Below are 24,191 nucleotides of genomic sequence, written 5' to 3'. Positions count from 1 at the left end.
TGTCAACTGAAGGTTGACACCCCTGCACTGTCAACCTACGGTTGCCTCATGACGAATCCATCGGATGCCGTGAACCCCGCGGGCATGACCTCGTCCGTCCGCCTCGACGACCTCATCGACGCCATCAAGAAGGTCCACACCGACGCCCTGGACCAGCTCCAGGACGCGGTCCTCGCAGCGGACCACCTCGGCGACATCGCCGACCACCTCATCGGCCACTTCGTGGACCAGGCCCGCCGCTCCGGCGCCTCCTGGACCGACATCGGCAAGAGCATGGGCGTCACGCGCCAGGCGGCGCAGAAGCGCTTCGTGCCGAAGGGCTCGGAGAACGACCTCGACCCCAGCCAGGGCTTCAACCGCTACACCCCGCGCGCCCGGAAGGTGGTGGTGGGCGCGCAGACCGAGGCGCACGCCGCGAAGAACACCTCGATCGGCACCGCGCACCTGGTCCTCGGGCTGCTGCACGAGCCGGACAGCCTCGGCGCCCGGGCGATCCTCGCGCAGGACGTGCTCCTGGACTCCGTACGGCAGGCGGCGGCGGAGCGGCTGCCGGCGGCGGCCGAGGAGTCCCCGGCGCTGATCCCGTTCGACGCCGAGGCGAAGAAGGCCCTGGAGCTGACCTTCCGCGAGGCCCTGCGGCTGGGTCACAACTACATCGGCACCGAGCACATCCTGCTGGCGCTGCTGGAGCAGGAGAACGGCACGGGCGTGCTCTCGGAGCTCGGCATCACCAAGGAGGCGTCCGAGGCGGACATCGTCGCCGCCCTGGCCGAGCTGACGAAGGAAGCCTGAACCCACGGGAAAAAGCGAGGTGGCCCGGCCGGGTCCCATGGACACAGGTGGGAAACTGCTTCCATGACTGACCGCTCAGGAACCCCCGCCCGGCCGGACGATCTCGTCGACATCGACGCCCTCATCGACGCCTATTACACGAGGGAGCCCGACGTCACGCGCCCCGAGCAGCGTGTCGTCTTCGGCACGAGTGGCCACCGCGGCTCCAGCCTCGACGGCGCCTTCAATGAGAAGCACATCGCCGCGATCACGCAGGCCATCGTGGAGCACCGCACGGACGAGGGCATCACGGGCCCGCTGTTCATCGGCCCCGACACGCACGCCCTGTCCGGGCCCGCGCTCAGGACGGCGCTCGGGGTGCTCGCGGCGCACGGCGTGCGCGTCATGGCCGACGCGCACGGCGACTTCGTGCCGACGCCCGCGCTCAGCCACGCGATCCTGCGCTGGAACCGCACCGCGGGCGGCGGCCCGGACCGCGCCGACGGCATCGTGATCACGCCCAGCCACAATCCGCCGCGCGACGGCGGCTTCAAGTACAACCCGCCGCACGGCGGTCCCGCCGACTCGACGACCACCGCCTGGATCGCCGAGCGCGCCAACGAACTCCTGGAGGACGCCGGTTGGCGGGCGGCCACCGGGGACGCGGACGCCTGGGAGCCGTACGACTTCCGCGAGACCTACGTCGAGGACCTGAAGGACATCATCGACGTGGACGCCATCCGGTCCGCGGGCGTGCGCGTGGGCGCCGACCCGCTGGGCGGGGCCAGCGTCCACTACTGGTCGCGCATCGCCGAGATGTACGGCCTCGACCTGACCGTGGTCAATCCGAAGACCGACCCGACCTGGCGGTTCATGACGCTGGACTGGGACGGCAAGATCCGGATGGACCCGTCGTCGGCGCCCGCGATGGCCTCGGTGCTCGCGCGCCGCCACGACTTCGACCTGCTGACGGGCAACGACGCCGACGCGGACCGGCACGGCATCGTCACGCCCGACGCGGGCCTGATGAACCCCAACCACTATCTCGCCGTCGCCATCCACTACCTGTTCAGCCACCGGCCGCAGTGGTCGGCGTCCGCGGCGATCGGCAAGACGCTGGTGTCGAGCGCCGTCATCGACCGGATCGCCGCCTCGCTCGGCCGGCGACTCGTCGAGGTCCCGGTCGGCTTCAAGTGGTTCGTGCCCGGGCTCGTCGACGGATCCGTGGCCTTCGGCGGCGAGGAGAGCGCCGGAGCTAGCTTCGTCCGCAAGGACGGCAGCGTGTGGACCACCGACAAGGACGGCATCCTGCTGGCGCTGCTCGCCGCCGAGATCCTCGCGGTGACGGGGAAGACGCCGTCGGTGTACTACGCCGAACTCGCCGCCGAGCACGGCGCGTCGGGCGCGGCGTACGCGCGGATCGACGCCAAGGCGACCAAGGAGCAGAAGGCCCGCCTGGCGAAGCTCACCGGCGACGCGATCACGGCGGACACCCTCGCGGGCGAGCCGATCACGGCCCGGCTCTCCGAGGCGCCGGGCAACGGCGCGGCGATCGGCGGCGTGAAGGTGACCACCGAGAACGCGTGGTTCGCGGCGCGGCCCAGCGGCACGGAGGACGTGTACAAGATCTACGCCGAGTCGTTCCGCGGACCGGAGCACCTCGCCCAGGTGCAGAGCGAGGCGCAGGCGATCGTCGACGCGGCGCTCAGCTAGCGGTCTCCGGCAGGCCCGGGACGTCCGCGACGCTGTTCAGCACATGGGTGTGCGGGTGGGCCTCGAGCTGCTCACGGGTCAGCTGGCCCGTGAGCACGCCCACGACGACACCGGCGCCCGCGTGCGTCCCGGCCTCCAGGTCGACGACCGTGTCACCGGCGACGAGCACCGAGCCCACGTCGAGGACCCCGCACTTCTCCATCGCGCGGTGGATCATGTACGGGGCGGGGCGTCCCCGGCGCACCTCGTCGGCGGTGACGACGGCGTCGAGATTGCCGTCCCCGCCGACGGCCCAGCCGAGCGAGGCGAGCAGCGGCAGCGCCACGTCGGCGCTGAAGCCGGTGGTCAGCGCGATCTTGACGCCGCGGGCGCGCAGCTCTTCAAGTGCCTTGTCGGCGTGGGCGATCGGCTCCGGCGGCACCTCCTCGTACCGCTGCTTGAGGAACGTGCGGAAGACCTCGTACTGCCGCTCCACCAGCTCCGCGTCCGGCGAGCCGCCGCCGATGCGGACGAGGGCGGCGATGGCCTCCCGCTTGTCGGTGCCCATCCAGGTCTGGAGGTCGGCGGGGGCGACGGTGACGCCGGTCGCCTCGACGGCGTGACGGAGCGCCTCGTAGACGGCGCCGTGCTCCTCGATCGTGGTTCCGGCCATGTCGAAGACGGCGAGTTCGATCACTGGGTGTCCTTAGGCGTGGGGTGGGGCGGGCGTGGGATGGGGCGGGGCGTCGTCGGAGCCTTCTCGGGCCGCGACGGTGCGGCCCCCGACGGTGTTCTCGATGGTGAAGGTGGCCATCGAGGGCAGATAGCGGTCGTCGGCGTACTCGACGGGCGTGCAGTCGCGGGTGAACGCCAATCTCCGTACGCGCAGCAGCGGTTGGCCGAGGGGGACGCCCAGCAGCTCGGCGTCCTGCGGGTCCGCGGCGATGGCGTCGATGGTGTGGCGGGCGTGGTGCAGGTCGACGCCCCGGGCGATGAGGGCCTCGTAGACGGAGCCCGCGTCGGGGTCGACCGCGAACAGGTGGACGCCCGCGTCCAGCAGGAACGTCGAGCGCTCCACCATCGCCGGTACGCCGTCCAGCTTGCGCAGCCGGATCAGGTCGACGACCGGCTCGCCCTCGTCGAGGCCGAGGCGGGCCGCCGCCTCGGCTCCCGCTCTGCGGCGGGCGACCTCGACGGTGAACTGGCCCGGGGCGCGCCCGATGGAACGCGCCCACTGGGTGAACGACATGAGGGAGGCGAACGGCTGGGAGGGGGTGACCCTGCGGGCCACGGGCGGCTTGCCGCGGCCGCCCACGAGGTGGCCCTCCGCACGCAACTGGGCCAGCGCCTGGCGCACCGGCCCGCGCGAGGTGCCGAACTCCTCGCACAGCTGGGCCTCACTGGGCACGGGCTGCCCCTCGGGCCACTCCCCCGCCTCGATCCGGCGCCGGAACTCGGCGCCGAGCCGCTGGTGCAGCGGCCCGCTCTCCGCACTTGTCTTCACAAGTCGAGTCTTACAGTTCTGCCTGGAACAGGACAAGGCCCCGCTTGATCTCCAGCCGGTAAACAATCGGGAAACTTGTATAGACAGCCCTTGCTGTGGGTGGCCACGTCTCCGCAGGCTGGACGTCATGAGCATCGCAACAGCACTCTCCCCCGCCGCGGACCTGCCGCGCGGCCGCAGCGACCTCGTCGTGGTCGGCGCCGGCATCGTCGGTCTCGCCCATGCCGTCGAGGCGGTGCGGCGCGGCCTGAGCGTCACGGTCGTCGAGCGGGACCGGCGCCCGGTGGGCGCGTCCGTGCGCAACTTCGGGCACTGCTGCATCACCGCGCAGGAAGGCGACCTGCTCGGCCTGGCGGAGCGCTCGCGCACCGGCTGGCTGGACGCCGCCGGGCGGGCGGGGCTGTGGGCACCGGAGGCCGGCGCCCTGGTGGTGGCCCGGTCGGCGACGGAGCTGGCGGTCCTGGAGGAGTTGCGCGACGAGCGCGGCGCGGACGCGGTGCGGCTGCGCACCCGGGACCAGGTGGGGGACGCGCTCGGCCGGGCCGCCGACGCGCGCGGCGACCTGGTGGGCGGCGCACTGCTCCCGGCCGACCTGCGGGTGAACCCGCGCGAGGCGGCACCCCGGCTCGCGGCCTGGCTGGCGGAGCAGCCCGGGGCGACGGTGGTGTGGGGCACGAACGTCACGGGGGTCGGGGAAGGCACCGTGCACACCGCTCGCGGCGACGTCCACGGCGAGCGGGTCCTGCTCTGCGTCGGCCACGACCTGGACCGTCTGCACCCGGCCGAGGCGGAGGCGCACGGGATCGAGCGGTGCCGTCTTTCGATGGCGCGGATCGAGGCGCCGGAGGCGTTCCGCACGGACGCGGCGGTGCTCACGGCGACCTCGATGCTGCGCTACGACGCGTTCACGGCGACGCCGTCCGCGGCCGCACTGCGGGCCGAAGTGACCGCGCACAGCCCCGAGTTGCTGGACGTGGTCGCCAATGTGATGTTCACGCGGCTGCCCGACGGCACGGTCCTGGTCGGCGATTCGCACGCGTACGACGCGACGGAGATCCCCTTCCAGGACGAGGCGGTCTCGGCGCTGCTGCTGCGCGAGGCGGCCCGGGTGCTCGGCGTGCGCGAGGTGCGGGTCACCGAGCGCTGGCAGGGGGTGTACGCGAGCAGCCCGCGCGGACCGCTGCTCGTGCGGGACGTCGCGGAGGGCGTGCGGGCGATCTCGGTCACCTCCGGCGTCGGGATGACCCTGTCCTTCGGCCTGGCGGCGGCGACCTTCGACGGCGATCTCAAGACCACGGACTGAGGAAGCACTCGGGGCCCGGGGAGGACGTCCTCCCCGGGCCCCTTTCGCATGTCCGCCGCCGGATCCGAGGGTTGATCAAATCTTTGCCGATGGCCGGATCCACTCGGTCGCCCCAGGCAACCATCCTCCCTGAGGACCCACATCGCGGATTTGCCAATGGAATCGAGCGCTTTACCTTTTTGACGCACGGCCGAAACCGATGGGGTGCCCCCGTTCGCCGCGTTACGGGCACATTGACCCGCCCCGTCGCCATGTCACACGCTCGACATATAGATGCCGTGTACAACCGATTCGGTCCCGGTGGCGCTCCTCCCTGCTTTCCCGCAGGTCACACCGGCCGCACCGGGGAAACACGGCGGAACGGAATACCGGGAGGAAGCATATGTGCGGCATCACCGGCTGGGTCTCCTTCGACCGTGACCTGCGGACCTCGCACGACACATTGGATGCGATGACGGCGACCATGGAGTGCCGCGGCCCGGACGACCGCGGCACCTGGATCGACGGCCCCGCGGCGCTCGGCCACCGCCGGCTCGCCATCATCGACCTGCCGGGCGGACGGCAGCCCATGACCGTCGAGACACCGGGCGGCACGGTCGCGATGGTGTACTCCGGCGAGACGTACAACTACACCGAACTCCGCAGTGAACTGGCCGCCAAGGGACATGAGTTCAGGACGGACTCGGACACCGAGGTCGTGCTGCGCGGCTATCTGGAGTGGGGCGAGGAGCTGCCTGCGCGGCTCAACGGCATGTACGCGTTCGCCGTGTGGGACGGGCGCGTCGACAAGCTCGTCATGATCCGCGACCGGATGGGCATCAAGCCCTTCTACTTCTACGAGACGCCCGACGGCGTGCTGTTCGGCTCCGAGCCCAAGGCGATCCTCGCCAACCCGCTCGCCCGGGGCCGGGTCTCCCTGGAGGGACTGCGCGAACTCTTCACGTTCGTGAAGACTCCGGGACAGGCGGTGTGGGACGGGATGCACGAGGTCGAGCCGGGCACGGTCGTCACCGTGGACCGGTCCGGGCTGCGGGCACGCGCGTACTGGACGCTGGAGACGAGGGCGCACACCGACGACCGGGACACGACCATCGCCACGGTCCGCGAACTGCTCGACGACATCGTGCGCCGTCAGCTCGTCTCGGACGTGCCGCGCTGCACGCTGCTCTCGGGCGGTCTGGACTCCTCGGCGATGACGGCGATCGCCGCTCAGCAGTTGGCCGGGCGGGGCGAGACGGTGCGCAGCTTCGCCGTCGACTTCCTCGGTCAGGCGGAGAACTTCGTCGCCGACGAGCTGCGCGGCACGCCCGACACCCCGTTCGTGCACGACGTGGCGAAGGCCTCGCGCACCGATCACCGCGACATCGTGCTCGACTCGCACGCGCTGGCCGATCCCGAGGTGCGCGCCCGGGTCATCCGGGCCCGTGACCTGCCGGCCGGCTTCGGCGACCTGGACGCCTCGCTGTACCTGCTGTTCAAGGCGATCCGCGAGCACTCGACGGTCGCCCTGTCCGGCGAGTCCGCGGACGAGGTGTTCGGCGGCTATCTCCAGTTCTTCGACGAGGAGGCCCGCGCCGCGAACACCTTCCCGTGGCTGGTGAACATGGGCCGGCACATGGGCGACGACGCGGACGTGCTCCGCCCGGACCTCGCGAGCCGGCTCGACCTGGGCGGCTATGTCGCCGACAACTACGCGGGCGCGGTGCGCGGCATCCAGCGGCTCGACGGCGAGAGCGACTTCGAGTACCGGATGCGGCGGATCTGCCATCTGCACCTGACCCGGTTCGTGCGGGTACTGCTCGACCGCAAGGACCGGGCGAGCATGGCGGTGGGCCTGGAGGTGCGGGTGCCGTTCTGCGACCACCGGCTCGTCGAGTACGTGTACAACACGCCGTGGGCGCTGAAGTCCTTCGACGGCCGGGAGAAGTCCCTGCTGCGGGAGGCGACGGCGGACGTGCTGCCGAAGTCGGTGTACGACCGGGTGAAGAGCCCATACCCCTCCACGCAGGACCCGAAGTACGCGGTCGCGCTCCAGGACCACACCAAGGACCTGCTGGCGCGTCCCTCGCACCGGGTCTTCGACCTCGTCGACCGTGAGCGGGTGCACCGGGCCGCGCACCGCGAGGCCCCGCAGATCACCCAGGCGTCGCGGCGCGGTCTGGAGCGCACGCTCGACCTGGCGCTCTGGCTGGACATGTACAACCCCGAACTGTCCCTGGACTGACCTCCGGGACCCACCGGTGGCCGGGCGCGCCCGGATGTGCCTATACTCCCGGCCGCATCGCGTGCCGGTCACCGACCGGGTGAGGCATGGAGGTGCCGGAGTTGCCTTCTGGAGGCAATCCACCATGTCAGTCCAGCTCAATCACACCATCGTCCACGCCCGGGACAACCGGGAGTCGGCCGAGTTCCTGGCCCGCATCCTCGGTCTCGAGGTGGGGGCCGAGTGGGGCCCGTTCGTCGCCCTCGACCTCAGCAACGGCGTCACGCTCGACTTCGCGTCGGTCCCGGCCGGGTCCATCGTGACGCAGCACTACGCCTTCCTCGTCACCGAGGAGGAGTTCGACGGCATCTTCCGGCGCATCAAGGAAGCCGGAATCACCTACTACGCCGATCCGCACGGCAAGCAGCCGGGCGAGATCAACCACAACGACGGCGGTCGCGGCGTGTACTTCATGGATCCCGCGCGCCACGGCATGGAGGTCATCACCCGTCCCTACGGGGGCGGCGACGCCTGACGCCGTCCGGGACACCCCGTCCGGGCCGCCTCCGTGCGGCCCGGACGGCCTCAGCCGAAGTCCGTGACGGCGAACACCATGAGCACCGTCCCGATCACCACCGCCGACACCGCCAGCGCCCCGAGGCCCAGCGCCAGGCGCCGAGCCGGACGACAGACGAGTTCGGCATCCTCTTGGCGCACCGTCGCCGAACACGGCAACGTCGCCAGACCGTAGGTCACCAGGCCCGCCGCACCGACCGTCAGGCCCAGTCCCAGCCACGTCACACTCGCGGACATAAAGGACATGTATCTGATTCTGGGCCCTGCGTGACGATCCCGCTACGTCAGGCTTCGGCCAAGGTCGTCACCCCGCGTAGACGTCCTCCACGTAGCGCCCCTCGGCCGCCAGCCCGGCGAGCCACTCCTCGGCCGCGTTCTCGTCGGCGCCCGGTGTCCGCTCCCGGTACAGAGCGCGGAACGCGGCCCGTACTCCGGGCGCCATGCGGGCGCCGTCGCCGCAGACGTAGACCCGCGCCCCGGCGTCGAGCAGCCGGCCCACCTCGGCGGCCTCGGCGGCGATGCGGTGCTGCACGAAGGCGTGACCGTCGACGGGGGCCTCGCTGAAGACGGGCCGCAGCGAGATCGCCCCCGCGGCGTCGGCGGCGCGCAGTTCGTCGGCGTGCAGGAAGTCGCGCTCGGGGTGGTCGCAGCCGAAGTAGACCAGGGCGGACGGGAGCCCGGCGCCGCGTTCGGCGACGGCGCCGCGGAACGGTGCGAGACCCGTACCGGCCGCGACCATGATGACCGGTTCCGGCGCGTCGGGCCGGATGCGGAAGGCGTCGCGGCACGGCTGTACGCGGCCGAGGACCACCGCGCCGGGGCGCAGTCCGGCGAGATGGGTGGAGGCGGTGCCCCGGTGGCGGCCGCGGCCGGATGCGGCCGGTGCGTCCAGGACGGACACCATCAGGTCGACGTGTCCGGGTTTGCCCGTGGCGGGGCTCGACGAGATCGAGTAGTGGCGCGGCCGCAGCGGCGGAAGCAGGTCCAGGAGCGCGGGCCAGGTGAGCGCCCCGCGCAGCGCCGGATGATCCTCGATCAGCTCGACGAAGGTGCGCGGGTCGTCTGCCGGGAGCGCCTTCAGGGCGGCCGCCTCGGGCGGGCACGGGTTGGCCGCGGCCAGCACGGCCACGGCCTCGGGGGTGGGCCGGTGGAGCAACTCGGTGTGCCGGGTGAGGAGTTCGCGCACGGTCAGCGGGCGGTCGACGGCGAGGCCGGTCCGCCCGGGGCGGTGGTCGCGGAGGTCGAGGAGGGTGTCCGGATCGAGGCCGAGCGCCGCCACCGCCCGGTCCACGAGGGCGGGTTCGTGGGCGGGGAGCACGGTGAGGTGGTCGCCGGTGCGGTACGTCGTCCCCTCGGGCAGGGCGAGGCGCAGGAACCGCTTGGCGCGGGGGTGTCCGGCCGCCGTGAGGTCGTAGGACTCGGTGACGGTCAGCTCGGCGAGGCCGTGCCGGGCCGTGGCGGCGGCGAGCGGACCGCCGGTGAGTTCGCGGATCTCGTACGCCGCCGGGGACGCGGGGGCGGTGCCGGTGGCGTCGGGGTCGCCGTAGCGCTCCAGGAGGGCGGCGCGCAGGCGGGCGGTGAAGGTGCGCACGGTGCCGTTCAGGTCGCCGGAGGCGTCGGCGGCGGCGCGCTCGCACAGCCGCTCGGCGCCCGCGGCGGCGAGCCGCTCGTCGATGCGGGTGGGCACGTGCTGGTAGGTGGCGGCCCAGTTGCGGTCGCCGACGCCCAGGACCGCGTACGCGACGCCGTCGGGGACGTCGTCGAGGGCGGCGGTGAACTGTCCCGCGTCGTCGGTGGGACGGCCGTTGTAGGAGGCGGCGACGACGATCACCGGCCGGTCCGTGGGCAGGGCGCCCGCGTAGGCGTCGAGCGGCGCGACCTCGGTCTCGCAGCCCAGCGCGGCGGCCTCGTCGGCGAGTTGCCGGGCGAGGCCGGAGCAGGTGCCGTAATTGCTGCCGTGCAGGAACAGGGCGCCCGTGCCGGGGCGCACGCGCACCGGCAGCCCGGTGGTGTCGGCGGCCCGTTCGCTCCCGGCGGCGGTGCCGGCGCCGGGCAGCGGGCCGTGGCGGCGGTCGGCCGATGTGCGCGGGGCGAGGGTGAGGGTGAAGCCGTCCGGTTTCATGGTGAGGGTCTCCTTCACCGTGAGCCGGTAGTCGGCGTGGTCGCGCAGCCGGTAGCGGTGCACCAGCATCGCGAGCAGCATGGTGGCCTCGTGCAGGGCGAACTGCCGCCCGATGCAAGCGCGTTCGCCGGTGCCGAACGGTTTGAAGGCGTGCACGGAGCGGGCCGCCTCGGCCTCGGGGGTGAACCGGTCGGGGTCGAAGCGCTCGAGGTTGTCGCCCCAGACGGGCTGCCGGTGCAGCATCGGGGCGAGGACGGTGACGCCCTGCCCGGCGCGCAGCGGGATGCGGCCGCCGAGGAGGGTGTCCTCGCGGGCCTGCCGGCTGAAGGCGGCGGCCGTGGGCCACAGGCGCAGCGCCTCGTTGAGCACCTGCCGGGTGTAGGTGAGGCGGCCGATGTCGTCGAATCCGGGTTCCGGGTCGGCGGTGTCGCCCCACAGGCCGTCGACTTCCCGGCGCACGAGGTCGAGGGCGGCGGGGTTCTTGGCGAGGTAGTACAGGGCGAAGGACATCGCGCCGGAGGTCGTCTCGTGTCCGGCGATGAGGAAGGTGATGACCTGGTTGCGGATGTTCGCCGTGTCCAGCCGGGAGCCGTCCCGGGGGTGTTCGGCCGTGAGCATGAGGCCGAGCAGGTCGTCGGCGCCCGCCTCCCCTCCCCGTACCCGCGCGGTGATGACGTCGTCGACGACCTGCGCGAGGTGGTCGGCGTCGGTGCGGAACGCCGCGTCGACGGCCGCGTGGTCGCCGCCGGGGACGCGGGCGAGGCGCTTCATGCTCCATTCCAGGCAGCGCACCATCGACTCGACGAAGGGGTGGGGCTCCGCGCTGTCGAACGACCCGAAGTCGTAGCCGAATCCGGCGAGCCCGATGGTGTCGAGGGTCATCCGGGTCATGTCGCCCGGTACGTCGACGGGGCTGCCGTCGCGGGCCGCGCGGTCCCAGCTGTCGATGACGCGGCGGGCGACGCGGTACATCACCGGGTGGTACGTGCGCATGGATCCGAGCGCGAGGGCGGGCATCAGGATGTCGTGGGCGCGGGCCCAGTTCGGCTCGTCGTTGTATGCGGTGAACAGGCCGTCGGCGGCGAACTCCCGGACGTTCTGCAGGGCCGGGCCGACGTGCTTGGCGAACCGTTCCTCGTCGGCGAGTTCGGTGACCAGGCCGAGGTCGGCGACGAAGAGGGCGTCGCGGCCGTGCAGCCGGCGCACGAGGGCCGGGCCGTGCTGCCGCATCAGGCCCATGACCTGCTGGAGCGGGGCGGGTCCCGGGCCGGTGGCGGAGATGTCGATGAGCGGGAGGCCGTCGGTGGGGGGCGGCGGGAGCTGCGTGGGCTGCGGCATGGTGCGGCAACTGCCTTTCGCGGGTGGGGGGATCGGCGCTTCCAGCTTGGTCCCGCTCCCCCGCTGGTCGGTGCCGCGCCACTACATGATTGTGTAGGCGATGACGGCGTGGCGGGGTTGTGTCCGGTGCGCTGTCCGTGGCAGGGGCGAGAGGCAGGTGCGGGCCGGTGGACGCGGTGGTGTGGCGCAATCGCGCGATGGTCCTCTTCGACCGCGTTCCGATGCCGGTGGCGGTGTGCGATCCGTACGGGATCGTGCGCATCGTCAACGCCGCGCTCGCCGCCGAGTGGGGCACGACCCCGGGGCGGCTGAAGGGCCGGGACCTGCTGGAGCTGTTCGCGCCGCGCGACGGGGCGCAGGTCGACCGGATCGCCGAGGCGGTGAAGCTGCGGCGCCGATCGCGCTACACCGTGGCGGTGACCTGGCGGGCCGCCGACGGCGCGGGGCGCAGCGGTGAGCTGACGGTCGACCCGGTGAGCGAGACCCCGAACGCGCTGCCCGATCTGCTGGTGATGCTGCGGGTGACGGGCGAGTCCGCGCCGCGCCCGGCGCCCGCCCCGGTGGCGCTGCATCCGAACGAGGAGCGGATTCTCGCGCTGCTCGCGGCGGGCGCGACGACGGCCGGGGCGGCGCGCGAGACGGGGCTGACGACCGACGGCGTCACGTACCACCTGCGGCGTCTGTCGCAGCGCTGGGGCGCGTCCAACCGCACCGAACTGATCGCCCGTGCGTACGCGTTGGGGATTCTGGAGCCGGGCGTGTGGCCGCCTCAGGTCAGGTCGTCGAGGCCCGGGACCGGTGCGCCGGAGGGGAATCCGGCGGCGATGTAGGCGTCGTACAGCTCCTTCCACGGCCCGCTCGCCCCGGTGTGCGGCCCGTCGGGGGCCCGGCCGCTGTCGGCGGCGTCGAGGGCGGTCAGGCAGAGCTCCCAGCCCGCGGCGTTGCGCGCGGCGCCGGTGGCCGTCTCCAGGACGTTGGTGAGGGTGAGGCGGGTGCCTCCGTCGCCGAGCGGTTCGAGTGCGAAGCGGAGTTCGTCGCCTCCCCAGGTGTAGGCGAGGCCGCGCGGCGGGTCGGCGGTGAGGACGGTGCCCGTGGCCCCCTGTTCCGCCGCGTCCGGGGCGTCGGAGAAGAACACGGTGGCTCCGGGCTCCAGCTCGTCCGCCCGGAACGGGGACGGGAACCAGTGCCGCAGCTCGGCCGGGTCGCTCACGTACCGCCAGACGCGCTCGACCGGCCGCGGGTAGGTCCGGGTCAGGCGGACGGCGGGGCGCCCGTCGTCCAGGGTGAGCCAGGTGCCGGTGAGGGTCGTCATGCCTGCGCCTTCCGTGGTCCGCGCGGGGCGTTCCCGCGTTCCGGGTGCCCCAGGTCCTGCGAGCCTCTCACCCGGGACGGGCCGGCGCTCGTGGTGCGGGTGGTGCGGGGACCGTTTCCCGGGCAGGCTCGATGCTGTGGCCCACCCATGGAACGGCTTCGGAGGGAGACTGCGTGAACGGCAACGACGCGTACGGCAAGAAGGGGTTCAAGCGGTCCCGCAGTCACTTCGCCGACCGGATCACGGCCGACGGGCGGGACGGCTGGCCGGTGGAGGCGGGCCGCTACCGGCTCGTCGTCAGCCTGGCCTGCCCCTGGGCGAGCCGCGCGCTGGTGGTGCGGCGGCTGCTCGGCCTGGAGGACGCCCTGTCGCTGGCGGTCACCGATCCGATCCAGGACGACCGCAGCTGGCGGTTCACGCTCGACCCGGACGGCCGTGACCCGGTGCTCGGCATCCGCTACCTCAGCGAGGCCTACGACGCCCGCGAGCAGGGCTATCCGGGCGGGGTGAGCGTCCCGGCGATCGTCGACGTGCCGTCCGGGCGCCTCGTGACGAACGACTTCCAGCAGATCACGCTCGACCTGGAGACCGAGTGGACGGCGCTGCACCGCCCCGGCGCCCCCGATCTGTACCCGGAGCCGCTGCGCGACGAGATCGACGAGGTGATGGAGGGGATCTACCGGGACGTCAACAACGGCGTGTACCGCGCCGGGTTCGCGACCGGGCAGAGCGAGTACGAAGCCGCGTACGCCGATGTGTTCGGCCGGCTCGACACCGTGTCGCGACGGCTGGCCGGGCAGCGGTACCTGGTCGGGGACACGATCACGGAGGCCGACGTCCGGCTCTTCACGACGCTGGTGCGGTTCGACGCCGTCTATCACGGCCACTTCAAGTGCAACCGCAACAAGCTGACCGAGGATCCGGTGCTGTGGGCCTACGCGCGGGACCTGTTCCAGACTCCGGGCTTCGGCGACACCGTCGACTTCGACCACATCAAGCGGCACTACTACCAGGTGCACGCCGGGATCAATCCGACCCGGATCGTGCCGCTCGGGCCCGATCTGTCGGGCTGGTCCGCCCCGCACGGGCGGGAGCGGCTCGGCGGCCGGCCCTTCGGTGACGGGACACCGCCGGCTCCTCGGTAGGGTCGGGGTGTACGTCCCTCCTGGTCACGGAGTCGCCATGCCCCGCCCTCATGTGCTGTTGTCCGCCGCCGTCTCGCTCGACGGGTGCCTCGACGACACGGGAGAGGGGCGGCTGCTCCTCTCCGGTGCCGAGGACTTCGACCGGGTCGACGCGATCCGTGCGGCGAGCGACGCGATCCTGGTGGGCGCGGGCACGCTGCGCGCCGACCGGCCCCGGCTGCTGGTCAACTCCCAGGAGCGGCGGGCCGGGCGGGTCGCCGACGGGCGGCCCGCGTATCCGCTGAAGGTGACGGTCAGCGGGTCGGGGGAGCTCGATCCCGGTGATCCGTTCTGGACGACGGGCGGTGAGCGCCTCGTCTACACCACGGACCGGGGCGCGGCCGTCGCCCGCGCCCGGCTCGGCGACGCGGCGCGGGTGGTGGCGCTCGGGGCGGCCGTCGACTGGGCGGCGCTCCTGGACGATCTGGGCGGGCGCGGTGTGCGGCGGCTGATGGTCGAGGGCGGGGCGCGGGTGCACACCCAGCTGCTGCGGCTCGGCCTCGCGGACGAACTGCGGCTCGCCGTCGCGCCGTTGGTGGTCGGCGAGCCGGACGCGCCGCGGCTGTTCGGTCCTGGCGCTTATCCGGGTGGGCCGCGCGGCCGGATGCGGGTCCTCGGCTCGGAGCCGGTCGGCGATGTGATCGTCACGCGGTACGCGCCGACCGCGCCCGGCACCACGGACGGTGTCACGGCGGCCGACCGGCACTGGCTGCGCCTCGCCTGCGACCTGGCCGCCGATTGTCCGCCGTCGGAGACCGCGTTCAGTGTGGGCGCCGTGGTGGTCGCGGCCGACGGCACGGAGCTGGCGCGGGGGCACTCCCGGGAGGGCGGCGACCCGGTCGTGCACGCCGAGGAGGCCGCGCTCGCGAAGCTCCCCGGCGACGATCCGCGGCTGGCGACGGCCACCGTGTACAGCAGCCTGGAGCCGTGCGCCCACCGTGCCTCACGGCCGAAGCCGTGCGCGCGGCTGATCGTCGACGCGGGGGTGCGCCGGGTGGTGACGGCCTGGCGCGAGCCGGACACGTTCGTGCCCGGCGCCGACGGGATCGGCGTCCTCGCGCAGGCGGGCGTCGTCGTCGCCGAGGTCCCGGAGCTCGCCGCCGCCGCGATCCTCCCCAATCGCCACCTCGTCACGCCCACGGTCTCCTAGCCGCACGACGGCCACGGCGGCGAGTCCGAGCGCCAGGCCCAGCGCGGTCCGCACCCCGAAGGGCTCGCCGAACATCAGGGCGCCCCACACGGCGGTGACCGGCGCCATCAGGAACATCAGGGTGTTCACGCGGGTGAGGCCGTCGCGGCGCAGCACGATCCAGTACAGGCCGTACCCGCCGAAGGTGGACAGGCCGACGAGCCAGGCGAGGGAGAGCCAGAAGGACGGCGTGGCGGGCGGCGTCGCGTTCCCGGTGGCCACGGCGAGGAGCGTGAAGACGACGGCGCTCGTCGCGCAGTGCACGCCGAGCCCGGTCATCGGCTCGACGCGGGTGGTCGAGCGGCTCTCCACGAAGGTGGCCGCGACCAGCGACATCATGCCGAGGAACGGAATCCCGTAGGCCCACGGGGGCACGCCCGTCACGGCGGTCGCGTCGGCCGTGGTGACGACGAGGACACCGGTGAGGCCGAGGCAGAGGCCGGCCCACTGGCGCGCGGTGACGTACTGGCGCAGCAGCGGCCCGGCGAGGGCGCCCGCGACCAGGGGCTGGGTGCCGTCGATCAGGGCGGTGGTGCCGCTGGAGACGCCGAGCTGGATGGCGTAGTAGACGGTCAGCAGATAGCCGCTCTGCGAGAGTGTGCCGACGACGATCTGCCGCGCGAGGTCGCGCGCGGTCAGTTCGTGGACCGCCCGGCGCCCCACGACGGCGGCGAGCACGAGCGCCGGCGGCAGGAAACGCCACATGAGCGTGGTCACGGCGCTCGCCTCGGCGGCGCCGAGTTTGGCCCCGATGAAACCGGAGCTCCAGGTCAAAACGAAGCCGATGGACAGCAGCACGTTCACGGTGTGGACACCACCTCGGGACGGCAGCGGGAGGGACGCGGAGCACGAGTAGACAGATCTGTTTACTTTGCCGCCACGGCCTCGACTATACAGATCGGTATAGCCTGGGGGCATGCCCCCTTCTTCCGCCCCGCACGTCTCCCCCGCCGTCGATCCGGACCGGCCCGATCTCACACCCGCCGCGCGCCGGGTCCTGGAGACCGCGTCGCGGCTGTTCTACGAGCGCGGCATCCACGCCGTGGGCGTCGACCTGATCGCCGCCGAGGCGGGGGTCACCAAGAAGACGCTCTACGACCGGTTCGGCTCCAAGGAGAGAATCGTCGTCGACTACCTGGCCACCCGGGACGCCCGCTGGCGCGCCTTCCTCGCCGGGCACCACGATCCGGCCGCCCTCTCCCCCGGCGAGCGGGTACTGGCGGTGTTCGACGCGTCGCAGGAGTGGATGGCGGCGCACAGCGGCAAGGGCTGCAGCATGGTCAACGCGCACGCCGAGATCAGCGATCCGGCCCACCCCGCGTACGCCGTCATCACCGGGCAGAAGCAGTGGATGCTGGAGCTGTTCACCCGGCTCGCGCACGATGTGTCGCCGGACGCGGCACGGGAGTTGGGGCGGTCCCTGATGCTGCTGCACGAGGGCGCGCTCGTCTCGGACGGCCTGGACGTGTTCCCCGACGCGTTCGGGCGGGCCCGCAGACTGGCGGCGTACCTGCTCTCGGCCGCGCGGGAGACACGGTGACCTGGGAGCCGGACGCGCCGGGCGTCCTTCGTCTCCCGTCGGGGCGGCTCGTACGAGGACGTGGGCTGCGCAGGCCGCTGCCGTCCGGCCCGCGTCCCGCGTACGGGATCTATCTGCTGGGCAGGCAACCCCCGCCCGTCGACTGGGAGTTCACCTGGGTGCGCTGGCCGGACTTCCGGCTGCCCGCGGACCGGCGGCGGGCCCGCGAGGTCCTGGCCGACGCGTGGGGGCGCAGCGCGGACGAGCGGGTCGAGGTGGCGTGCGCGGGCGGGCGCGGCAGGACCGGCACGGCGCTCGCGTGCCTCGCGGTGCTCGACGGCGTCCCCGCCTCCGGGGCGGTGGAGTACGTCCGACGCCACTACGACCGGCACGCGGTGGAGACCCCGTGGCAGAAGCGGTACGTGCGCCGGTTCGCGCCCACCGGAAATTGAGTTGCGCGAACCCCCGCCGCGATGAGCAGTATGGCCGGGTCACAGCCCTCGACCGAGCAGGAGAACGGAATGCGCCGATTCCTCGAAGCAGTTCAGCGCCCACGCCGGACGATTCTCGAGGACTCGACCTTCCATGCAGACCCCGCAGGTTCGCACCACCCTGAACATCGGCATTCTCGCCCACGTCGACGCCGGTAAGACCAGCCTCACCGAGCGGCTCCTGTTCGACACCGGGGCCATCTCCCGGCTCGGCAGCGTCGACGGCGGTGACACCCGCACCGACACCGGCGCGATCGAGCGGCGGCGCGGCATCACGATCCGCTCGGCCGTCGCCGCGTTCACCGTCGGCGACACCCAGATCAATCTCGTCGACACGCCGGGCCACAGCGACTTCATCGCCGAGGTCGAGCGCGCCCTCGATGTACTCGACGGGGCCGTCCTGCTGATCTCCGCGGTGGAGGGGGTGCAGGCGCAGACCCGTGTGCTGCTCAAGACGCTGCGGCGGCTCGGGCTTCCCACGCTCGTGTTCGTCAACAAGGTCGACCGGGCGGGCGCACGGACCGGCCCGCTGCTCGACGACATCCGCCGCAGGCTCACCCCGTACGTGGTCCCGCTGTCCCGGGTCGGCCACGCGGGCACCGCGCGCGCCCTGGTCACCTCCGGGGAGCTGGACGACGCGGCGGCCCGGACGCTCGCGGAGGTGGACGACACGGTCCTCGCCGCGCTGGTCGACGGACCGCCGCCGACTCCCGCGGCGCTGCGCCGGGCGCTGGCCGCCCGGACGGCCGAGGGCCGGGCGCATCCCGTGCTGTTCGGGTCCGCGCTCGGCGGTCAGGGCGTGCGGCAACTCGTGGACGCCATCGTCGAGTTCCTGCCCCCGGCGAGCGAGGCGGACGCGTCTGCTCCGCCTGTCGCGACCGTTTTCGCGGTGCGGCGCGGGCCCGCGGGTGAACGTGTGGGCTCGCTGCGGGTGTACGACGGTGAGCTGCGGGCGCGACAGAAGGTGACCTTCCTCCGCCGGGACGCCGACGGGGGCACCGAGTCGGTGCCGGCGCGCCTCACCGGGCTGCGGGTCGTCGGGGCGGAGGGCGATGTCGCGGGGCCCGGCCGGATCGTCGAGGTGCGGGGCGTCGCGGGCATCCGGGTCGGCGACCGGCTCGGCCGCGCCGACGAGCGCCGCTCCCGGTTCGCGCCGCCCACCCTGGAGACCGTGGCCCGTTCCGTGCGCCCCGGGCAGAGTGCGGCGCTGCGCGCGGCCCTGCTCGACCTCGCCGACCAGGATCCGCTGCTCCATGTCCGTCCGGCCGCCGCGGGCGCGACGGGGCTGTTGCTGTACGGGGAGGTGCAGAAGGAGGTCCTGGGCGCCACGCTGGCCGAGAAGTTCGGCATCGAGGCGGTGTTCGAGCCGAGCCGGATCCGGTGCGTGGAGCGTCCGGTGGGCATCGGTGAGGACGTCGAGGAGATGGGGCACCGCAGCACGACCGGACTGCCCGCGACCGTCGGCCTGCGTGTCGCGCCCGGAGCGCCCGGCTCCGGGCGCGTCTTCTCGTACGAGACCGAGCTGGGCGCCCTGCCCCGGGCGTTCCACCAGGCCGTCGAGGACACGGTGCGCGTGACGCTCGCTGCCGACGGTCCGCACGGCTGGCCGGTGACGGACTGTCACGTCACCCTGATCCGCTCGGGGTTCGACGCGCCGGTGAGTGTGGCGGCGGACGTCCGCACGGTGACGGCGCTCGTGCTGCGGCGCGCCCTGGAGCGGGCCCGCACCCGGGTCTTCGAACCCGTGCACAGCTTCGAGGCGGAGATCCCCCTGAACACGCTCGCCGCCGTGAGCGCGCGCCTCGCCGCCCTGGGTGCCGAGTTCGGGCGGATCACGGGCGGCGACACGTTCTGGCTGATCGCCGGGGAGCTGACGGCGCGCGGGGTGCGGGAGATGGAGCCCGCCCTGCCGGGGCTCACGCACGGCGAGGGCGTCTGGTGGTCCCGGGTGACGGGCGACCGTCCGGTGCGGAGGTGATCCCGGGCGGTGTGGACCCGGACGGCGCACGCCGCCTGTGGGACCTCTCGCACGAACTGCTCCAGCAGCAGACCCGGTTGGGGACGGCGGCACCGCGACAGGCGTGATCTGCGCCCGGCGCGGGAACTGGGGCTCCATGGGAAGGAGGTTTCCCTCATGAAGCCGAGGGCTGTTGCTGCGCTCCCCCCGTGGGCGAAGGCCGCCGTGGTGGTCGTCGTCGTGGTGGCGCTGGTCGCCACCGGGCTGCGTCTGATGAACCGTCTCGACGGTTTCTTCGGCACCGAGACCCACGACCGGTCCGGCCCCGCGCTGCTCAAGTCGGTGCGGGACATGAGCCGTTACGACGCCGCGTCCGGGAACTTCCAGGTCGTCGTCGACCTGGAGAAGGACACGAAGTACCTGCCGGACGCGATCCGCGGGACCCGCACCCTGTACATCGGGGCGGGAACCGTCGACGCGTACGTCGATCTCGGAAAGGTGGACCCCGGAGACGTCCGGGTGAACAAGGACCGCACGTCGGCGACGCTGCGTCTGCCGCACGCCCAGCTCGGCAAGCCCGCCCTGGACACGGACCGCTCCTACGCGGTCTCTAAGCAGCGCGGGCTGCTCGACCGGCTCGGCGACCTGTTCTCGGACAACCCCAACGACGAGCGGGCGGTGCGCAAGCTGGCCGCCCGGCACATCGGTGACGCCGCGAAGGACAGCGGTCTCACGGGGCGCGCCGAGGGCAACACCACCGACATGCTGGAGGGGCTGCTGCACTCGCTGGGGTTCGAGAAGGTGCGGGTCTCCTACGGGACCTGACGGCTCGGGCGCGGATGTGAGGCACATCGCCGGCCCATCGTGGTCCCGGTGTCCGGATCGCTCCGGGCACCGGGACCACATCTTCGCGCGGGCCGGTCTCAGTGCGCCGGACGGGTGCCGACGACGACCGTGGCGTACAGGTCGTCGTCCTCGACGAGCCGGGCCCCGAGGCCGGCGGCGCGCACGGCCGCCAGCGCGGTGTCGGCCTGCCGTTCGCTGGTCTCGACGAAGAGCCGGCCGCCCGGGGCGAGCCAGCGCGGCGCCCGCTCCGCCACCCGGCGCAGCACGTCGAGGCCGTCCTTGCCGCCGTCGAGGGCGATCTGCCGCTCGTGGTCGCGGGCCTCCGACGGCAGGAGCGGCAGATCACCGGTGGGGACATAGGGGCCGTTGGCGATGAGGATGTCGACGCAGCCCGCCAGCTCCGCGGGCAGCGGATCGTACAGATCGCCCTCGTGGACCTCGCCGCCCAGCGGGGCGAGGTTGCGGCGGGCGCACGCCACGGCTGCCGGGTCCAGGTCGGCGGCGTGCAGCCGGCCCGGGGCGCGTGCGGCGAGGACGGCGGCGACGGCGCCGGTGCCGCAGCACAGGTCGACGACGGTGGCGCCGGGCCGGGTGCGCGCGAGGGCCTGGCGGGCCAGGAACTCGGTACGGCGGCGCGGCACGAAGACCCCGGGATCGACGGCGATCCGCAGGCCGCAGAACTCGGCCCAGCCGACGACGTGCTCCAGCGGGAGTCCGGCGGCCCGCCGCTCGACCATCGAGGTCAGTTCGGCGTGGTCGCGGGCGGAGGCGTGCAGGACCCGGGCCTCGTCCTCGGCGAAGACACAGCCGGCGGCGCGCAGCGCGGACACGAGGAAGGCGGGTGGGGGCGGTTCGGGTGACGGGGGGAGCGACATGGGTGTGGTGTGACCTCTCGGGACGCCGACGGGGCTCCCGGCCGTCGCGCGGCCGCCGGCCGGCTCAGCGCGTGCGGTCGTGGCGCGCGGTGCGAGCAGGGAGCTCCTGACCTGGTACAGCGAAGATCGGGCTCACCTCCTCGTTCCCTCGTCGCGCTGTGGGGCCCGGTCACACTACCGCACCGGCCCCGGCGCCGGTCGGCGTCCCGGGACCGGCCGTTTTCCTGTTGCCCTGCGCTCCCCCGCTAGCCTGACGCGCGACGGTACGGCCGAGGAGCGACACGGGGAGCAGCGCATGGGCGCGGAGGACACCGGGGGCATCGCGGACGCGGCGCGGCGGTTCGTCGGCGTGTGGCAGGAGGGATGGGCGCGGCACGATGTGGAGGCGCTGCTCGCCCTGTACGCGCCGGACTGCGTGCACCGGTCGATGCCGTTCCGGGAGCCGCATCGCGGGCGGGACGCGCTCGCCGCGTATCTGCGGTGGTCGTTCGAGCGGGAACGGCCGGTGGACGTGCGGTTCGCGGAGCCGGTGGTGGGTCCCGGGCCGGTCGCGGTGGCCGAGTTCCGGGTGCTCGCCGAGGAGGACGGCAGGCCGACGACGCTGGCCGGGTGCGTGTTCGTACGGTTCCGGGCGGACGGTCTCGCGGTGGAGACCCGCGACTACTGGCATCAGGCCGACGGACACCAGGAGCCGGCGGGCGACCTCTTCTTCACCGGGTGAGGGCACCGGCGCGGCTCAGCGCTGTCTGCGCAGCGCCCGGTCCGTCACGGTCAGGGCGACGAGCAGGACTCCGAGGACGGCGGAGACGGCCGCCATCAGGTGCAGGCCCGCGTCGTCGGCGCGCTGCCCGTAGGCGAGGGCGATCAGGCTCGACGCGGTGATGGCGCCGATGTACTGGGCGGTGCGCTGGAGGCCGGCGGCGGCGCCGATGTCGGCGGCGGGCGCGTACTCCTGGACCGCCGCCTGGTTGCTGGTGCCGATGAGGCCCTGCGGGATGCCGAAGCAGGCGCCCGCGAGGAGCAGCACGGCCAGCGGTGTGGAGCCGGAGACGAAGGCGAGCAGCGCCGCGCCCGCGGTGAGCAGGGTGCTCGCGACGATCAGCGGGGCGCGGATGCCCTTGGTGCGGGCGCCGACCAGGGAGCAGACCAGGGCGGCGAGGGACATGGGCAGCATCAGCAGACCGGTGTGCCCGGAGGAGTAGCCGCGGCCCTCCTCCAGCCACTGGGTGAAGCCGTACATGACGCAGTAGATGAGCAGGTAGCTGAGGCCGTGGCGGAGGTAGGTGCGGGCCAGCGGGCCGTTCCCGGCGAGCATCCGTACGTCGATGAAGGGCGTCCGGCAGCGCAGTTGCCACCAGAGCAGGACGGCGGTGAGCACGGCGAACGGGGCGAGCAGCCACCACATCGGGTGGGACAGGTCGAGGAGGAAGAAGACCAGGACGGTCAGGGCCGTGGAGAACAGGCCGATGCCGAGCGGGTCCAGGGCGGGCCTCGGCGCGGGTTCGCCGGCCGCGGCGCGGGGCGGGTCGGCGGGGATCCAGAGCACGGCGCAGCAGAAGGCGATCACGGACACCGGCACGTTGACGGCGAAGATGCCGCGCCAGCCGACGACGGTGACGAGCAGTCCGCCGAGCGTGGGGCCGACGGCGGCGCTGCCGAGCGCGGCGAAGGAGAGCCGGGCCATGACGGGCCGCGGCGGGCGGCGGCCGATCCGGCGGCCTTCGTCGCGCAGGACGGCCATCGCGGCCGGGTACGCGGCCGAGGTGCCGATGCCGAGCAGCAGCCGGGAGACGATGAGCCAGCCGAAGGCGGAGGCGAACATGCCGACGAGGCCGGAGGCGCAGACCACGACGAGGCCGACGAGGAAGACCCGGCGCGGGCCGAGTGCGTCGGCGAGCTTGCCGAGTACGGGCTGGGCGACGGCGCTGGCGAGGTAGAGCACGGAGATGAGCCAGGCGGTGTCGGCGGCGCCGACGCCGAAGTGGTGCCCGATCGCCACCAGGCCGGTGGAGATCATCGTGGTGTTGAGCGGGTTGAGGACCGAGCCCAGCAGGAGCGGGGCGGTGAGCCGGGCGCGGAATCCGCCGTCGGCGGGAGCGGGTGCGGTGGTGACCGTCGCCGCTATGTCACCGCTCACCGCTCCACCAGCCGTCCGAGCAGCACGGTCGCCTCGGCGACGAGGCGGCGCTCGGCGGGGTCGAACTCGGCGTCGAGGGCCTGGGCGAGCCAGCTGTGCTTGGCGGCGCGGACGGCGTCGAGGGTGGTGCGGCCGCTGTCGGTGATGGAGACGACGGACTGCCGCCCGTCGTTGGGGTCCGGCGTGCGGGCGACGAAGCCGCGCTCCTCCAGGGCGCCGAGGGTGAGCCGCATCGACTGCGGCTTCACGTACTCGGCGCGGGCGAGCGCCGCCGTGGTGGCGGGGCCCTCCGTGTGGAGGCGGGCGAGGACGGTGCGCTGGGTGGGCGTGAGCAGGCTGTCCGGCGACGCGGTGCGCAGCCTGCGGGAGAGCAGGCCGACGACGGTGGCGAGGTCGGCGGCGACGCGCTCGCCGGGCGGCTCGGGGGCTGCGGGTCCCTGCGTTCCTGACATGACTCCACCGTAGGAGATAGACAGGAAGCCTTGCAAGTTTTCCTTACGACCTACCGCACCGCTTCTCCTTACGACTTACCGCACCGCCCTCTTCACGGCTGACCGGCGAGCGCCCCCAGGAGCGCCCGGGCGCACAGGTCGCGCACCTGCTCGCGGGTGAGTTCCTGCTCGTCGAGCCAGTCCAGACAGACGGCGACGAGGAAGGCGAGCCAGCCGCGCACGGCCAGGCGCAGCGCGGCCGGCTCCGGGAGCCGTCCGGTGATCTCGGGGTCGGCGGCGAGGGCCGCGAGGATCTGCTGCTCCTGCGCGGCGAGGCCGTCGCGGTAGGCGGTGCGCACGGCGGGGTCGCCCGCGGACTCGGCGCGGTGGAACGCGCGGAAGCCCTCGGCGTGCGCGGCGACGTAGCCGAGGAAGGTGTCGAGGCCCGCGCCGAGCTGTTCGCGCACCGGGATGCCGGGGGTCGCGGCGGTCAGCCGCAGCATCCGCTCGCTCTCGCGGCGCACGACCGCGGCGAAGAAGTCTCGTTTGTTCGGAAAGTAGTGGTACAGGAGCCCGCGGGAGACACCCGCGATCTCGGCGACCCGCTCGATCCACACATCGCCGTACGGGCTCTGGGCGAACAACTTGGCGCCCACGGAGAGGAGTTGTTCCCTGCGCTGCTCCGTGCTCATCCTGCGCCGGGTCGTCCGCTCTGCCGTCATGGCCGCACCCTACTGGACG

The 24,191-nt window shown here is 73.1% G+C and carries 22 protein-coding genes and 1 pseudogene; 13 read left to right on the top strand and 10 right to left on the bottom strand.

Features of this window, described 5'->3' with window-relative positions; translation table 11 throughout:
* Positions 1-48: 48 nt before the first annotated feature.
* Together ABII15_RS37490 and pgm are read left to right on the top strand one after the other, a co-directional pair.
* On the top strand, positions 49-792 hold the full coding sequence (locus tag ABII15_RS37490; protein ID WP_353946757.1) for a Clp protease N-terminal domain-containing protein: 744 nt from the start codon (positions 49-51) through the stop codon (positions 790-792).
* 63 nt (positions 793-855) lie between these two features.
* Complete coding sequence (gene pgm, locus ABII15_RS37485; RefSeq protein ID WP_353946756.1) at positions 856-2,484, top strand: phosphoglucomutase (alpha-D-glucose-1,6-bisphosphate-dependent); 1,629 nt, start codon at positions 856-858, stop codon at positions 2,482-2,484.
* Here the strand turns inward: pgm and ABII15_RS37480 are convergent.
* Complete coding sequence (locus tag ABII15_RS37480; protein ID WP_353946755.1) at positions 2,477-3,160, bottom strand: phosphonatase-like hydrolase; 684 nt, start codon at positions 3,158-3,160, stop codon at positions 2,477-2,479. The genes pgm and ABII15_RS37480 overlap by 8 nt on opposite strands.
* 9 nt (positions 3,161-3,169) lie before the next feature.
* Complete coding sequence (locus tag ABII15_RS37475) at positions 3,170-3,967, bottom strand: GntR family transcriptional regulator (RefSeq protein ID WP_353946754.1); 798 nt, start codon at positions 3,965-3,967, stop codon at positions 3,170-3,172.
* A gap of 127 nt (positions 3,968-4,094) precedes the next feature.
* Between ABII15_RS37475 and ABII15_RS37470 the strand changes: the two genes are divergently transcribed.
* The 3 genes from ABII15_RS37470 (at position 4,095) to ABII15_RS37460 (ending at position 8,008) form a co-directional block, all read left to right on the top strand.
* Positions 4,095-5,270 carry a TIGR03364 family FAD-dependent oxidoreductase gene (locus tag ABII15_RS37470; protein WP_353946753.1) on the top strand — a complete coding sequence of 392 codons (1,176 nt, stop codon included), beginning with the start codon at positions 4,095-4,097 and terminating at the stop codon, positions 5,268-5,270.
* A 382-nt stretch (positions 5,271-5,652) separates the two neighbouring features.
* Positions 5,653-7,494, top strand: a complete 1,842-nt coding sequence (gene asnB / locus ABII15_RS37465; protein ID WP_353946752.1) for an asparagine synthase (glutamine-hydrolyzing) — start codon at positions 5,653-5,655, stop codon at positions 7,492-7,494.
* 124 nt (positions 7,495-7,618) lie between these two features.
* Positions 7,619-8,008: a VOC family protein gene (locus ABII15_RS37460; RefSeq protein ID WP_353946751.1), complete on the top strand. Its 390-nt coding sequence runs from the start codon at positions 7,619-7,621 to the stop codon at positions 8,006-8,008.
* Between the two features lie 50 nt (positions 8,009-8,058).
* Here ABII15_RS37460 and ABII15_RS37455 read toward each other — a convergent pair whose 3' ends face one another.
* Both ABII15_RS37455 and ABII15_RS37450 read right to left on the bottom strand, forming a co-directional pair.
* Positions 8,059-8,295 carry a hypothetical protein gene (locus tag ABII15_RS37455; RefSeq protein ID WP_353946750.1) on the bottom strand — a complete coding sequence of 79 codons (237 nt, stop codon included), beginning with the start codon at positions 8,293-8,295 and terminating at the stop codon, positions 8,059-8,061.
* Positions 8,296-8,353: 58 nt separating this feature from the next.
* Positions 8,354-11,509 carry a cytochrome P450 gene (locus ABII15_RS37450; RefSeq protein ID WP_353946749.1) on the bottom strand — a complete coding sequence of 1,052 codons (3,156 nt, stop codon included), beginning with the start codon at positions 11,507-11,509 and terminating at the stop codon, positions 8,354-8,356.
* A gap of 197 nt (positions 11,510-11,706) precedes the next feature.
* On the opposite strand from ABII15_RS37450, the gene ABII15_RS37445 reads away from it, so the two are divergent.
* Complete coding sequence (locus tag ABII15_RS37445) at positions 11,707-12,339, top strand: PAS domain-containing protein (RefSeq protein ID WP_353947318.1); 633 nt, start codon at positions 11,707-11,709, stop codon at positions 12,337-12,339.
* Here the strand turns inward: ABII15_RS37445 and ABII15_RS37440 are convergent.
* Complete coding sequence (locus tag ABII15_RS37440; RefSeq protein ID WP_353946748.1) at positions 12,279-12,821, bottom strand: SRPBCC family protein; 543 nt, start codon at positions 12,819-12,821, stop codon at positions 12,279-12,281. The two genes, ABII15_RS37445 and ABII15_RS37440, sit on opposite strands and share 61 nt — an antisense overlap.
* 131 nt (positions 12,822-12,952) lie before the next feature.
* Here ABII15_RS37440 and ABII15_RS37435 point away from each other — a divergent pair, with 131 nt between their 5' ends.
* Entirely contained in the window at positions 12,953-13,966 is a 1,014-nt protein-coding gene (locus ABII15_RS37435) for a glutathione S-transferase C-terminal domain-containing protein (RefSeq protein ID WP_353946747.1), read from the top strand.
* Between the two features lie 37 nt (positions 13,967-14,003).
* The gene (locus ABII15_RS37430) at positions 14,004-15,155 is read left to right on the top strand and encodes a dihydrofolate reductase family protein (protein ID WP_353946746.1); all 1,152 of its coding nucleotides are present in this window, start codon (positions 14,004-14,006) and stop codon (positions 15,153-15,155) included.
* Positions 15,156-15,170: 15 nt separating this feature from the next.
* Here ABII15_RS37430 and ABII15_RS37425 read toward each other — a convergent pair.
* Positions 15,171-16,112 (bottom strand): annotated as a pseudogene (locus tag ABII15_RS37425) (DMT family transporter); the annotation flags it as partial.
* On the opposite strand from ABII15_RS37425, the gene ABII15_RS37420 reads away from it, so the two are divergent.
* From ABII15_RS37420 to ABII15_RS37405, 4 genes are all read left to right on the top strand, one after another.
* Positions 16,111-16,734: a TetR/AcrR family transcriptional regulator gene (locus tag ABII15_RS37420; RefSeq protein ID WP_353946745.1), complete on the top strand. Its 624-nt coding sequence runs from the start codon at positions 16,111-16,113 to the stop codon at positions 16,732-16,734. The pseudogene ABII15_RS37425 and the gene ABII15_RS37420 sit on opposite strands and share 2 nt — an antisense overlap.
* Positions 16,731-17,165, top strand: a complete 435-nt coding sequence (locus ABII15_RS37415; protein WP_353946744.1) for a protein-tyrosine phosphatase family protein — start codon at positions 16,731-16,733, stop codon at positions 17,163-17,165. The genes ABII15_RS37420 and ABII15_RS37415 overlap by 4 nt, the downstream gene beginning before the upstream one ends.
* A gap of 133 nt (positions 17,166-17,298) precedes the next feature.
* Entirely contained in the window at positions 17,299-19,182 is a 1,884-nt protein-coding gene (gene otr(A), locus ABII15_RS37410; protein ID WP_353946743.1) for a tetracycline resistance ribosomal protection protein Otr(A), read from the top strand.
* Between the two features lie 156 nt (positions 19,183-19,338).
* Positions 19,339-19,986: a DUF4230 domain-containing protein gene (locus ABII15_RS37405; protein ID WP_353946742.1), complete on the top strand. Its 648-nt coding sequence runs from the start codon at positions 19,339-19,341 to the stop codon at positions 19,984-19,986.
* 98 nt (positions 19,987-20,084) lie between these two features.
* Here ABII15_RS37405 and ABII15_RS37400 read toward each other — a convergent pair whose 3' ends face one another.
* A complete protein-coding gene (locus ABII15_RS37400) occupies positions 20,085-20,882 on the bottom strand; it encodes a putative protein N(5)-glutamine methyltransferase (RefSeq protein ID WP_353946741.1) in 798 nt (265 codons plus the stop codon).
* 295 nt (positions 20,883-21,177) lie between these two features.
* Here ABII15_RS37400 and ABII15_RS37395 point away from each other — a divergent pair, with 295 nt between their 5' ends.
* Positions 21,178-21,603 (top strand): nuclear transport factor 2 family protein, encoded by a 426-nt coding sequence (locus tag ABII15_RS37395; protein ID WP_353946740.1) that lies wholly within the window; start codon positions 21,178-21,180, stop codon positions 21,601-21,603.
* Positions 21,604-21,618: 15 nt separating this feature from the next.
* On the opposite strand, the gene ABII15_RS37390 is transcribed toward ABII15_RS37395, so the two are convergent.
* The 3 genes from ABII15_RS37390 to ABII15_RS37380 form a co-directional block, all read right to left on the bottom strand.
* Positions 21,619-23,019, bottom strand: a complete 1,401-nt coding sequence (locus ABII15_RS37390) for an MFS transporter (protein WP_353946739.1) — start codon at positions 23,017-23,019, stop codon at positions 21,619-21,621.
* Positions 23,016-23,471 (bottom strand): MarR family transcriptional regulator, encoded by a 456-nt coding sequence (locus tag ABII15_RS37385; RefSeq protein ID WP_353946738.1) that lies wholly within the window; start codon positions 23,469-23,471, stop codon positions 23,016-23,018. The genes ABII15_RS37390 and ABII15_RS37385 overlap by 4 nt, the downstream gene beginning before the upstream one ends.
* Before the next feature lie 92 nt (positions 23,472-23,563).
* Positions 23,564-24,172 carry a TetR/AcrR family transcriptional regulator gene (locus ABII15_RS37380; RefSeq protein WP_353946737.1) on the bottom strand — a complete coding sequence of 203 codons (609 nt, stop codon included), beginning with the start codon at positions 24,170-24,172 and terminating at the stop codon, positions 23,564-23,566.
* Positions 24,173-24,191: the final 19 nt, after the last annotated feature.

The sequence above is a fragment of the Streptomyces sp. HUAS MG91 genome (assembly GCF_040529335.1).
Lineage (GTDB): Bacteria > Actinomycetota > Actinomycetes > Streptomycetales > Streptomycetaceae > Streptomyces > Streptomyces tabacisoli.
The sequence above is the reverse complement of the archived record's forward strand: the minus strand, read 5'-3'. Positions and strand labels throughout refer to the sequence as shown.